Source organism: Modestobacter sp. Leaf380 (assembly GCF_001424485.1).
Taxonomy (GTDB): Bacteria; Actinomycetota; Actinomycetes; order Mycobacteriales; family Geodermatophilaceae; genus Klenkia.
Map to the genome: position 1 here is coordinate 474,918 of NZ_LMQC01000001.1, position 12,649 is coordinate 487,566.

The following is a 12,649-nucleotide window of genomic DNA, read 5'->3' on the forward strand; positions in this document are numbered from 1 at the left end:
CTCTCGTTCCTGGTCGGGGGTGCGGTCACGGCTGTGCGGTGCGGGTGGTCAGGGAGGTGACGGTGTCCACGAGGAGCTCGCGCTCGACGGCCTTGACCCGCTCGTGCAGCCGGGCCTCGTCGTCCCCGGCGAGGACGGGGACCGGCGCCTGGGCGAGCACCGGTCCGGTGTCCAGGCCGGCGTCGACCAGGTGCACGGTCGCGCCGGTCACCGGGACACCGGCTGCCAGGGCGTCGCGGACGGCGTGCGCACCCGGGAAGGCGGGCAGCAGCGAGGGGTGGCTGTTCACGAGCCGGCCACCGAAGGCGGCGAGCACGGCGGGGCCCAGCAGCCGCATGAACCCGGCGCAGACGACCAGGTCGGGCCGGTGGGCGGCCAGTTCGCGGGCCAGCGCGTCGTCCCAGGCGGCCCGGTCGGGGTGGTCGGCGGGCCGGACGACGAAGGTCGGCAGCCCGCGCTCGCGGGGGGCGGCCAGCCCGGCGGCCTCGCGGTCGGCGCCGACGGCCACGACCGTGAAGGGGCCGGGCTCCTCGCCGGGACCGGCCTGGGCCTGCAGCAGGGCCAGGCACAGCGACCCGACCCCCGAGACCAGCACGACCACCCGGGCGGGGGGCTCGCGGTCGACCGGCACGTGCAGGGACCCTACCGCCGCGCGGGCGGGCCGCCGACCGGTCAGCTGCTCCGGCGCCAGCGGGTGACGGCGGCCGACACCGCGGCGGCGAGGCCGGCCTGTGCGGCGATCGCCAGTCCGGTGGCCAGCGGGGGTGCGCCGACCTCGGCCAGACCGCCGTCCCCGAGCTGCCCCGAACCGGCGGCCACGACCAGACCGGCGAGCACACCCACCCCGACGCCGGCGACGACGCCCCACAGCGCGGCGGTCAGCGCACCGCCGTCGACGAGGGTCAGCCGGCGGGCCAGGGCCACCCCGGTGACCAGGCCGGCCAGCACGGGCAGCGCCTGGGAGAGGAAGGCCAGCAGCGGGACGGCCTGGGTGTCGGGCAGCGCGGCCAGCAGCGGGAGTGCGGGCACCGCCCCCAGGGTGACGCCGCCGGTGGACACCAGGGTCCCGGCGCCCACGAGGAAGCCGGGGCCGGCTGCCAGGCCGAGCACGGCGGCGGCGGCGTTGGGCAGCAGCAGGGCACCCAGCCCCAGCAGGCCGACCGCGCCGGCACCGGCGCCGCCCAGCCCGGTGGCCAGGGCGGCAGCGCCGCGGGCGTCACTGGCCAGGGCCACCGCGACGACGACGAGGGCCAGCGCGAGCAGGGTCAGCAGCCCCGCGAGGGCGCCCCGCGCCAGCGCGCGGGCCGGACCGGGCACGCGGTCGGCCAGCGCCCCCGCGAGACCGGACTCCCGGAGCGCTCCCCAGCCGCCGGCGGCCAGCACGAGCAGCAGCGCGCCGGTGAGCACCGGCACCAGGGCCACCCGCGCCCCGGGGGTGTCGACCAGGGCTGCGAGCGCAGCGGTCCCGGCGAGGTGGACGACGACGACGGCGCCGAGCACCTGGCCGACCGGGCGGGCGTCCCGCAGGTCGGCCCCGGCGACCACCGACCGGACGGCGCGGGAGAGCCCCCACGCCGCGCCGAGGGTGAGCAGCAGCGGGGCGATCGCCAGCGGACCGGACGCCAGGTCCAGCCGCCCGCCCTGGGCGAGCAGCCAGAGCTGGCCGGCCAGCCGGGCGTTCTCCCCCAGCGACAACCCGCCGTCGGGGTCCAGCGCGGCCACCACGACCAGCGCCAGGGCCAGGCCCAGCACCCCGACGACCGGGACGGCCAGTGCGGTCAGCGCGGCGAGCCCGGCTGGGTGGACGGCCCGACGGCCATCGCCGTCCCGCGCCGACGGACCCCGGCCGGGGAGTCGGGCGAGCAGGGAGGTCACCCCTCCACTGTCCCAAGTGCGGCGGCCTCGTGGGTGGTGCACGCGCCGTCGGCCGGGACTTCGCGGCGTCGGTGACGGATCGGTCACCCCCGACGGGTGGGTGGTGGGGTCGGGACGGGTGCGCCGGACGGCGGAGACCCGCCCCGGCAGGCGCCGGGGCGGGTCTCTGGTCGTGCGGGTGGCGGTCGGGGCACGGGCCCCGGCCGGTCAGCTCTCGCTGGGCCGCGGGCGGTCCGGGTCGGACCCGTCGCGGTCGGCGTCCCCGGAGGGGGTGGCCGAGGCACTGGTGCTGCCGGTGCTCCCGCTGCTCGCGGGCGGCGGCGGGGTCGACGGGGCGGCGTAGGTCGGCGGGGCCGGGGGCTGGCCCGCGGGCTGCGCCCACCCGCCCTGCTGCCCGGACGGCGTGCCGGGACCCTGCTCGGCGCCGGGCTGCCCCCAGCCCGCGGAGGGCTGGCCGTAGCCGGCGGAGGGCTGGCCGTAGCCGGCCGGCGGGGTCTGCTGACCGTAGGGCTGCGACGGCTGGCCCGGCTGCCCGTAGGACTGCTGCCCGTACGAGGACTGCCCGTAGGACTGCTGGCCCGGGGCCTGCTGGGCCGGGGCCTGCTGGCCGTGACCCTGCTGGGCCGAGGACTGCTGGTCGGAGCCCTGCTGAGCCTGCTGGCCGTACCCCTGGGGGGCGGGACCCTGCTGGCCGAAGCTCTGCTGGCCGTAGCCCTGCTGGGCCTGCTGGCCGTAGCCCTGCTGGCCGTAGCCCTGCTGGCCCTGCGGACCGTGGCCCTGCTGGCCGAACTGCGGTGCGGGCTGGTTGGCCCACTGGGAGGCGTTGGCCAGGCCGCCCGACAGCTGCGGCCGGTTTTTCAGCTCCGGGAGCAGCCCCAGCACGGCGAAGGCCAGCGCAGCACCGGAGACCAGGAAGGCCAGCAGCGCGAAGAAGCTGAAGCCGACCTCGAAGGTGCTGATCCACTCGACCAGGGTCAGCAGGAACGCCAGCCCGGTGAGACCCACGGTCACGAACCCGCGCGGGAAGGGCACGGCGAGGTCGATGACGGCCGGGAGCAACGCCCACACCGCGGCGACGAGCAGCAGGACGAAGGCGAAGACGACCAGCCCGGAGTCGAAGCCGTTGAAGGAGTACCCGAAGGAGAAGGAGTACCAGGGGAACAGCGCGGCGATCAGGTAGACGATCGCGGCACCGCCGACCACGTAGTCGGCGAGCTTCAGCTTCTTGAGGTCGAACCCGGCCCCCGCGGACTGCCCGGGAGCGCCGGCCACCTGCTGCCCGTAGGGCGGCTGGCCCTGGGGCTGGCCCCAACCGCCTGATCCCTGCTGCGGCCCCTGCTGCTGACCCTGCTGCGACTGGCCGTACGGGGACTGCCCGTAGGGCGGCTGACCGTAGGCGGCGGGCCCCTGTCCCGGCTGGCCCTGCTGCGGCTGGCCCTGCTGCGGCTGGCCCTGCTGCGGCTGGGACGGCGCCCACCCGCCGGACGGCTGGCCGCCGGGCTGGGACCAGCCGGGCTGGCCCTGCGGTGACTGGCTCTGGGGCGACTGGCTCTGCGGGGAGTCGCCCTGCGGGGACCGGCCCTGCCCGGGCTGGTCCCAGCCGCCGGGCTGCTGGGCCTGCGGGGCGCCGTACCCGGACGGACCCTGCTGCCCGGGACCACCCGGTGTCTGGTCGGGTCCACTGGTCGTCATCGCGCGGATTCTCCTGAGGTGTGGCGGGACTCGACACGGTGCCGTGTCGATCTTCCTCCGCGCATGGTCTCGACCCCGCCCTGCCGATGCAAACGCGGCGCGCGCGTCCCACCCGACCGGGTCGGGGGCTCCCGCGGCCACACGCACCGCTGCCCGGCACCCCACGAAGGGGGTGCCGGGCAGCCGGTGACGTGCTGGAACGGTCCCGTCGCAGGGCCCCGGGACGCGCGCAGCGTGTCCTGGGGGCGACGGGGTCCTCGTTCAGGCCCCGAGCAGCTCGCGCATCAGGCGGGCGGCCTCGGACGGGGTCTTGCCGACCTTGACGCCCGCGGCCTCGAGGGCCTCCTGCTTGGCCTGCGCGGTGCCGGCCGAGCCGGACACGATGGCGCCGGCGTGGCCCATGGTCTTGCCCTCGGGGGCGGTGAAGCCGGCGACGTAGCCGACGACGGGCTTGGTGACGTGAGCCTTGATGAACTCGGCCGCACGCTCCTCGGCATCGCCACCGATCTCACCGATCATCACGATGGCCTCGGTCTCCGGGTCGTCCTGGAAGGCCTGCAGCGCGTCGATGTGCGTGGTGCCGATGACCGGGTCGCCGCCGATGCCGATGGCGGTGGAGAAGCCGATGTCCCGCAGCTCGTACATCATCTGGTAGGTCAGCGTGCCGGACTTGGAGACCAGCCCGATCTTGCCGGCCTGGGTGATGTCGGCCGGGATGATGCCGGCGTTGGAGCGGCCGGGGCTGATCAGGCCGGGGCAGTTGGGCCCGATGATCCGGGTGCTCTTGCCCTGGGCGTAGGCCCAGAACTCGGTCGAGTCCTTGACCGGGATGCCCTCGGTGATGACGACGCACAGGCCGATGCCGGCGTCGATGGCCTCGGTGACGGCGCCCTTGGCGAACTTCGGCGGCACGAAGACGACGGTGACGTCGGCCCCGGTCTCCTTCATGGCCTCGGCGACGGAGCCGAAGACCGGCACGGAGGTGCCGTCGAAGTCGACGGTCTGGCCGGCCTTGGAGGGGTTCACGCCGCCGACGACCGCGGTGCCGGAGGCCAGCATGCGCTGGGTGTGCTTGCGGCCCTCCGAGCCCGTGATGCCCTGGACGATGACCTTGCTGTTCTCGGTGAGGAAGATGCTCATGTTCGAAAAGTCCTTCGGGGTCAGCAGGTCGGGATCAGGCGGCGGCGAGCTCGGCGGCCCGGCGGGCGGCGCCGTCCATGGTGTCGACCACGGTGACCAGCGGGTGGGCGGCCTCGGCGAGGATCCGACGGCCCTCCTCGACGTTGTTGCCGTCGAGCCGGACGACGAGGGGCTTGGTGGCCTCGTCGCCGAGGATCTCCAGCGCGGAGACGATGCCGTTGGCCACGGCGTCGCAGGAGGTGATGCCGCCGAAGACGTTGACGAAGACGCTCTTGACCGCGGCGTCGCCGAGGATGATCCCCAGGCCGTCGGCCATGACCTGCGCGGAGGCGCCGCCGCCGATGTCGAGGAAGTTGGCCGGGCGGACCCCACCGAACTCCTCGCCGGCGTAGGCGACGACGTCCAGGGTGCTCATGACCAGGCCGGCACCGTTGCCGATGATCCCGACCTCGCCCTCGAGCTTGACGTAGTTGAGGCCCTTCTCCTTCGCGGCGGCCTCGAGCGGGTCGGCGGCCGCGGCGTCCTCGAGGGCGTCGTGCCCGGGCTGCCGGAAGGCGGCGTTCTCGTCGAGGGTGACCTTGCCGTCCAGGGCCAGGACGGTGCCGTCGGGCGCCTTGGCGAGCGGGTTGACCTCGACCAGGGTGGCGTCCTCCTTGGAGAACACGTCCCAGAGCTTGATGGCGATCTCGATGACCTGGTCACGGACCTCGGCGGGGAAGGCCGCCGCGTCGACGATCTCCTCGGCCTTGGCGCGGTCCACGCCCACGGTGGCATCGACGGGGATGCGGGCCAGCGCCTCGGGCTTGGTCACCGCGATCTCCTCGATCTCCATGCCGCCCTCGACGGAGGCCATGGCCAGGAAGGTGCGGTTGGAGCGGTCGAGCAGGTAGGAGAAGTAGTACTCCTCCGCGATGTCGCTGGCCTGGGCGACCATCACCTTGCGGGTGACGTGCCCCTTGATGTCGAGGCCGAGGATGTCCGTGGCACGGGCCTTGGCCTCCTCGGGGTTGTCGGCGAGCTTGACGCCTCCGGCCTTGCCCCGGCCGCCGACCTTGACCTGGGCCTTGACGACGACCTGGCCCGCGATGTCGCGGGCGATGGCCTCGGCCTGCTCAGGGGTCTCGGCTACGCCGCCGGGGAGCACGGGGACGCCGTGCGCTGCGAACATGTCACGGGCCTGGTACTCGAAGAGATCCACGAAGAGGGACCGTAACGCGACCGGCACGTGCCTGCCGATGACGTCGGACGCACAGTGCGCGGCATCACAGGGTCCGGGGCACCTGGTCGCAGCCGGTCAGCGGGGCACGAAACGCTCGGCGGGGTCCTCGTCACCGGGCCGGACGGGGGCCGGCCGCCAGCGCCAGGCGAGCGCGGTGAGCCCCAGCGCCAGCAGGCCGACGACCAGCAGGCCGATCCCGGGGACGGTCCAGTCCAGGGCATCGGAGTGCAGCGCGTCGCGCCAGCCCGCCAGACCGGCCGCCAGCACGGCGACGGCGACGGCGAGCAACCCGCCGACAGCGCCGAGCCTGGGTCGCAGCGAGGGCGCGACGACGGCGGACAGCAGCAGCGCCCCGGCCAGCAGCAGCCCGCCGAGCAGGGCCAGGCCGGGCCGCTCGAGCAGCGCCCGGGGCCCCTCGGCCGAGACCACGGTGACCAGTCCGGTGGTGGGATCGGTGACCAGCCGGTCGGGGACGTCGGCGGCGGGCAGGGCGAGGCACAGCACGGCGCCGACACCCAGGAGCACCGCGCTGCCGGCGAGCACCGGGCGCAGCGGGTCCAGGGTGCCGGCGTCCTCCATGACGGTGCGGCCCCACGCGGCCAGGGCCACGACGCCGGCCAGCACGGTGAGCCCGAGGGCCACCACGCCGAGCGTCCAGCCCGCGGCGGTCTCGACCGAGGAGGTCACGACCAGGTCGCCGGCCAGCACCTCGGTCCCGGCCCGACTGGTCGAGGCGCTCCCCTGGTGGAGCTCGATGAGCAGTCGTCCGACGGCGAGGGACCCGGCGACGGCCGTGTAGGCCAGCCCGAAGCGCGGGACCCGGCCCAGTGCGAGGCCGACCCCCACGGCGACGGCCACCAGCGGGGCGACCAGCGCGACGAGCACGTCGGAGGGACCGGTGGCGAGAGACAGCTCGCGACCGCCCACCACCAGGTAGGTGGGCAGGGTCGCGGCGGCACCGACCAGTCCGGCCAGCGCGAGCGCCACCCCCGCGACCCTGGCGAGCACGGGCACGTCGCCGAGGACCAGCGTCTCCGGCGCACCGCTGTCGGCGACGGCGCGGGCCCGGGCGGCGCGCCGCTCGGCAGCGGTCCGTGGCGCGTCCGCGGGCCTCGCCCCGGACCGCCGTGCCGAGGCCGCGCCACCCGTCGTGCGTGCGCCGCGGGTGCGACCGCCGGTGCCGCTCGGGCCCCCGGTGGACCGGTCTCCTGGCTCGCGCTGTGCCACGCGGGTCCCTCCTCGGTGTCGCTGTGGGTCGTCGGGTGGCCTGGGTGGCCGGCGCCGCCGCGATGCCCGTCTCCGGGGCCGACCTGCGGCGAGTCCGTGCTGGTGGGCGGGCCGTCCGGTCGTGACCGGACCGTGATCGTGTCGCACCCCGGTGTGTGACGCTCGGCACACGCGGGCATTACCGTGTCGTGAACGGGGCAGGACGAGTGGGCTCCGACACACCCGTGCGGGCGCCGGCCCACCCCGCGGGCCCACCCGGACCGAGGAGGCGCACGTGACCACCCTGCACGTGGCAGCCAACACCGCCGGTCCGTCCCCAGCCTGGCACGACAGCGGGTCCGAGCCGCCGAACGGGGGCGTCGGCGGGTCCGCCGTCGCGACCGTGGCCGGCGCCGCCCGCGCCCTGCGGTCGCTGTGCACCCCCGCCACCGTCACCGGCGGGCTGACCGAGCTGGCCTGGGTCGGCGCGCACGCCCTGCTGTGGCCCCTGGGCACCCGGACGCAGCAGCGCGAACCCGACGCCGCGGTGCGCCCGGAGTGGCAGCCACCCGCCGTCCGGGCCTTCTTCGCCGAGGACCCGCTGGCCGCCCGGGTGCCCGTCGTCCTGGTGCACGGCATGGTCGACAACCGCTCGGTCTTCACCGTCATGCGGCGTGGCCTGCGTCGCCGCGGCTTCTCCTGCGTCGGCACCTGGGACTACAGCCCGCTGGTGCAGGACGTGCGCGAGGCCGCCGACCAGCTCGGCGCGCACCTCGAGCAGGTGTGCCGGGAGACCGGCCACGACCGGGTCAACGTCGTCGGGCACAGCCTGGGCGGCCTGGTCGCCCGGTACCTGGTGCAGCGGCTGGACGACAGCCGGGTCCGGTCCCTGGTCACGCTCGGGTCCCCGCACAGCGGGTCGCTGTGGGCACACGCGCTGCCCATCCCGCTGGCCAGGCAGCTGCGGCCCGGGTCAGCCCTGGTCCAGGAGCTCCAGCTGCCCGCGCCCGGCCGGCACACGCCGATCACCGCGGTGTACAGCGACCTGGACCAGCTGGTCGTGCCCTCGTCCTCGGGGCGGGTCGACCACCCCGACCTGCGCGCCCGCAACGTGCTCGTCCGCGGCGTGGGGCACATGTCGCTGCCCATCCACCGGGGCGTGGTGGAGGAGGTGGCGGCGACGTTCGCCGGTCACCGGTCGGTCGACCGTGAGCCGTCCGACACCGCGGTCGCCTGACACCGCGGTCGCCCGCCCGCCGCACGACCCCGCAGGTCAGCCCGGGTTGCGCCCCGGCCCGCCGACCGGGTCACCGAGCGTGACCTGAGGTCGACTCGGCGACACGCCGCGCGCCTCCGGGACCTCGGCACTCACCGGTGGTCACAATGCGATCACGCCGTCGGCAACCCCTGCCGGCGCACGTCGGACCCCTGACGTACCAACTGACACGACGTCGAACGCCCCGCACCCCGCCCGCCACGGTGGGGTGCACCCGCTCCCCCGGTGCGGACGACGTCTGGAGAAGGTGCCCGTTTGTCGCGCCAACGTGAGCTGGTGGGCCGCACCCGGCCCGGCCGCCCGGTCCGGGACCGGACCGCGGTCGAACCCCTGGTCGGCGACCCCGCCGGAGGACCCGTCGGGCTGCTCGACCGCCCGCTGACCGACCCCGGCACGCCGCGCGTCCCGCGCCCCCGGGGCGCCGACCCGACCGACACCGGCGCCCGCACCACCGGCCGCGATACCGCCCGCGACACCGACACCGACCTGCCGATCGTCCGGGTCCTGCAGGCCACCCCGGCCGGGGACGGCCGACGCGACACCGGGCCCGCCGGCACCGCCGCCGGGGCGAGCGGCCCGGCCCGCCGCCGTTCCCTCCCCCGCCCGCCCGGACGCCGCGCCCCGCTGCTGCTGGTGGCCCTCGTGGTCGGTGCCGTCATCGCCGCGCTCCCCGGGGGGATCGGCTCGCGCGCCGCCGCCCCGGCGCCCGTCGCCGCGGCCGGCGACTACGGCCTCAGCGCCGAGGACGCCAACTTCGCCGGCGGCATGGACGACGTCTCGGCGCGCCGGGAGATCACCGCCGCCGAGGCCGCAGCCCGCCTCGACGCCCTGGCCGCCTCCCGCGCCGAGCGCGAACCGGACTTCGTGCTGCCCACCGAGGGCCGGATGAGCACCTGCTTCTGCATGCGCTGGGGCACCATGCACTGGGGCGTGGACCTGGCCGCCCCGCTGGGCACCCCGATCCTCGCCGCGGCCGACGGGGTCGTCCTGCGCTCGGGCCCGGCCAGCGGCTACGGCAACGCCATCTACATCCAGGACGCCGACGGCAACGTCGAGATCTACGGCCACATGCGCTACCTCTACGTCGAGGCCGGGGACGTCGTCTCCGCCGGTGACCTGATCGCCAAGGTCGGCAGCGAGGGCCAGTCCACCGGGCCGCACCTGCACTTCGAGATCCACCTGGGCTCCATGACGGGCCGTCCCACGGACCCGCAGGAGTGGCTGGCGGAGCGGGGCATCGAGATCGGCTGAACCCCAGCCACAGACGCCACCGGGCGGTCACCCCTCGTGGGTGACCGCCCGGTGGCGTCCGTGGCTCCAGGGTGCCGGAGCCCGACGCCCTACAGCTTGACGAGGGGTGCGTACCGGAGCACCAGGCGCTTGGTGCCACTGGATCCGAAGTCCACGGTGGCCTGGGCCTTGTCGGCCGCACCGGTCACCTCGACGACGGTGCCCAGCCCGAACGCGTCGTGGCTGACCCGGTCGCCGACGTCGACGCTGATCACCTTGCGGTTGCCCAGCCCACCGCGCAGGCCGCCGGTGGACAGCCCCGTCGAGGCCACCCGCTGCTGCGCGGAGCCGTACTGCGCGCTGGGCTTGGGGTCGATGCCGGTCCAGTGCACGGTGTCCTCGGGCAGCTCGTCGAGGAACCGGGACGGCGGGTTGTACGCCGGCTGCCCCCAGCTGGTGCGCACCGTGGCACGGGACAGGAACAGCCGCTCGCGGGCACGGGTGATGCCGACGTAGGCCAGCCGGCGCTCCTCCTCGAGCTCCTTGGGGTCGCCCAGCGCACGCAGGTGCGGGAAGACGCCGTCCTCCCAGGCGGTCACGAAGACCACCGGGAACTCCAGGCCCTTGGCGGTGTGCAGGGTCATCATCGTGACCACCCCGGCGTCGTCGCCGGTGACCGGGATCTGGTCGGCGTCTGCGACCAGGGAGACCTGCTCGAGGAAGTCGGTGACCGTGCCCTCGGGGTTCACCACCTCGAACTCGGCGGCGACGCTGACCAGCTCGTGCAGGTTGTCCACCCGGCCCTCGTCCTGCGGGTCGGTGGAGGACTCCAGCTCCGAGAGCAGGCCGCTGCGCTCCAGGATCGACTCCAACAGTGCGCTGGGGCCCGAGCCGGTGGCGAGCAGGTGCTCGAACTCCTCCAGCAGCGACACGAACTCCTGGATCGCCTTCAGCGACCGGGTGGCCAGACCGGGGGCGTCCGCGGCCCGCCGCAGCGCGGTGGCGAAGGCGATCCGCTCCCGGTCGGCGAGCTGCTCCACCGCGGCCTCGGCGCGGTCGCCGATGCCGCGCTTGGGGGTGTTGAGCACCCGGCGCAGGCTGACCACGTCGGTGGGGTTGCTGACGACCTTCAGGTAGGCCAGGGCGTCCCGGACCTCCTTGCGCTCGTAGAAGCGCACCCCGCCCACGACCTTGTAGGGCATGCCGACCCGGATGAACACCTCCTCGAACACGCGGGAGGCGTTGTTGGTCCGGTAGAAGACCGCGATGTCGCGCGGCTTGGCCTTGCCCTCGTCGACCAGGGCGTCGATCTGCTCGGCGACCCAGGCGGCCTCGTCGTGCTCGTTCTCCCCGACGTAGCCCTCGATGAGCTCGCCGTCCCCGGCGTCGGACCACAGGTTCTTGGGCCGCCGCGCGGTGTTGCGGGAGATGACCTGGTTGGCGGCCTTGAGGATGCGCTGGGTCGAGCGGTAGTTCTGCTCCAGCACGATCGTGGTGGCGTCGGGGTAGTCGCGCTCGAACTCGTCGATGTTGCGGATCGTCGCGCCCCGGAAGGCGTAGATCGACTGGTCGGCGTCACCGACGACGCACAGCTCCGCGGGGGGCACCGGGCTGTCGCCGTAGCCGACGATCTCCCGGACCAGCGCGTACTGGGCGTGGTTGGTGTCCTGGTACTCGTCGACCAGCACGTGCCGGAAGCGGCGGCGGTAGTGCTCGGCGACGTCGGGGAAGGCCCGGAAGAGGTTGACCGTGGTCATGATCAGGTCGTCGAAGTCCATCGCGTGGGCCTCGCGCAGCCGCCGCTGGTAGAGCTTGTAGACGTCGGCCAGGACCTTCTCCGGCGGGGTGACCGGGGCGAAGGACTCCTCGTCGACCAGCTCGTTCTTCAGGTTCGAGATCTGCGCGGCCAGGCTGCGGCCGGGGTAGCGCTTGGCGTCGAGCTCCAGGTCCCGGGCCACCATCGTCATCAGCCGGACCGAGTCGCCCTGGTCGTAGATGGTGAAGCTGGTCTTCATCTGCAGCTTGGCGGCCTCGGCCCGCAGGATGCGTACGCACATCGAGTGGAACGTCGACACCCACATCGCCCGGGCGCGGGGCCCGACGAGCTGGGCGACGCGCTCCTTCATCTCACCGGCGGCCTTGTTGGTGAAGGTGATCGCCATGATCTCCCCGGGCGTGGCCCCGCGGGCGCCCAGCAGGTAGGCGATCCGGTGGGTCAGCACCCGGGTCTTGCCCGAGCCGGCGCCGGCCACGATGAGCAGCGGCGAGCCCTCGTGGACGGTCGCCTCGCGCTGGGGGCCGTTGAGCCCGGCGAGCATCCGCTCCAGCTCCCGGCCCACCTGCCCGCGGGGCTGACGGGGCAGGGCGGCGGTCCCGGGCAGGGAGGTCTGGGGGCTGCTCATGTCCCTCCCATCGTAGGCCGGACCTCCGACACCGACCGGGCGCTGTGGACGGGTCTGGCCCTCCTCCCGGGGCCTGTGTCAGACTCCACACGTGCTCAGCCAGCGAGAGTTCGCCTACGGCCACCGGGATCCGGTCGCCGTCTCGCCGAGCTAGCCGCTCACCGACACAGCCCCGGGCCCGATGCGCCCGGGGCTGTTCTGTGTCCGGGGCGCATGGGCCTCCCCCACCTGGAGGACCGACATGAGCACCACCGTGGAGAACACCGTGCCGAGCACCCCGTCCAGCGCCCCCGAGGGCAGCACCGGCAGCACCGGCCCCGAGCCCACCGCCCCGGCCGAACGGATCGCCGAGCTGCGGGCCGAGATCGACGCCTGCGACGCCGCGATCATCGCCGCCGTGCAGCGCCGGCTGGAGGTGTCCCGCGAGATCGGGCAGCTGCGCCGGGCCGCCGGCGGGACCCGCCTGTCGCTGGCCCGTGAGCAGGCCGTGCTGGCCACCTTCTCCGCCGCGCTCGGGCCGGCCGACGGGACGACGCTGGGCATGATGCTGCTGCGCCGCGGGCGCGGCGCCCTCTGAGCCCGCGGGGAACACCCCGGCCCGTGGCGGGC

General features: G+C 75.0%; 10 protein-coding genes. 3 read left to right on the forward strand and 7 right to left on the reverse strand.

The features are described from left to right. Positions 1–25: 25 nt before the first annotated feature. From purN to ASG41_RS02215, 6 genes are all read right to left on the reverse strand, one after another. Entirely contained in the window at positions 26–631 is a 606-nt protein-coding gene (gene purN / locus ASG41_RS02190; RefSeq protein WP_056289021.1) for a phosphoribosylglycinamide formyltransferase, read from the reverse strand. Positions 632–672: 41 nt separating this feature from the next. Further along, complete coding sequence (locus ASG41_RS02195; RefSeq protein ID WP_056289024.1) at positions 673–1,875, reverse strand: DUF6350 family protein; 1,203 nt, start codon at positions 1,873–1,875, stop codon at positions 673–675. Between the two features lie 207 nt (positions 1,876–2,082). Continuing rightward, positions 2,083–3,567 carry a hypothetical protein gene (locus ASG41_RS24080; protein WP_056289027.1) on the reverse strand — a complete coding sequence of 495 codons (1,485 nt, stop codon included), beginning with the start codon at positions 3,565–3,567 and terminating at the stop codon, positions 2,083–2,085. A 261-nt stretch (positions 3,568–3,828) separates the two neighbouring features. Continuing rightward, positions 3,829–4,707, reverse strand: a complete 879-nt coding sequence (gene sucD / locus ASG41_RS02205; RefSeq protein ID WP_056289031.1) for a succinate--CoA ligase subunit alpha — start codon at positions 4,705–4,707, stop codon at positions 3,829–3,831. A 34-nt stretch (positions 4,708–4,741) separates the two neighbouring features. Further along, positions 4,742–5,905, reverse strand: a complete 1,164-nt coding sequence (gene sucC, locus ASG41_RS02210) for an ADP-forming succinate--CoA ligase subunit beta (RefSeq protein WP_056289035.1) — start codon at positions 5,903–5,905, stop codon at positions 4,742–4,744. 96 nt (positions 5,906–6,001) lie between these two features. Next, the gene (locus tag ASG41_RS02215) at positions 6,002–7,153 is read right to left on the reverse strand and encodes a hypothetical protein (protein ID WP_235564372.1); all 1,152 of its coding nucleotides are present in this window, start codon (positions 7,151–7,153) and stop codon (positions 6,002–6,004) included. A 274-nt stretch (positions 7,154–7,427) separates the two neighbouring features. On the opposite strand from ASG41_RS02215, the gene ASG41_RS02220 reads away from it, so the two are divergent. Beyond that, a complete protein-coding gene (locus ASG41_RS02220) occupies positions 7,428–8,369 on the forward strand; it encodes an alpha/beta fold hydrolase (RefSeq protein ID WP_235564374.1) in 942 nt (313 codons plus the stop codon). A 294-nt stretch (positions 8,370–8,663) separates the two neighbouring features. Continuing rightward, positions 8,664–9,659 carry a M23 family metallopeptidase gene (locus tag ASG41_RS02225; RefSeq protein ID WP_235564375.1) on the forward strand — a complete coding sequence of 332 codons (996 nt, stop codon included), beginning with the start codon at positions 8,664–8,666 and terminating at the stop codon, positions 9,657–9,659. 89 nt (positions 9,660–9,748) lie between these two features. Here ASG41_RS02225 and pcrA read toward each other — a convergent pair whose 3' ends face one another. Next, complete coding sequence (gene pcrA / locus ASG41_RS02230; RefSeq protein ID WP_056289040.1) at positions 9,749–12,040, reverse strand: DNA helicase PcrA; 2,292 nt, start codon at positions 12,038–12,040, stop codon at positions 9,749–9,751. A gap of 241 nt (positions 12,041–12,281) precedes the next feature. On the opposite strand from pcrA, the gene ASG41_RS02235 reads away from it, so the two are divergent. After that, a complete protein-coding gene (locus ASG41_RS02235; protein WP_056289044.1) occupies positions 12,282–12,617 on the forward strand; it encodes a chorismate mutase in 336 nt (111 codons plus the stop codon). The last annotated feature ends 32 nt before the right edge of the window (positions 12,618–12,649 follow it).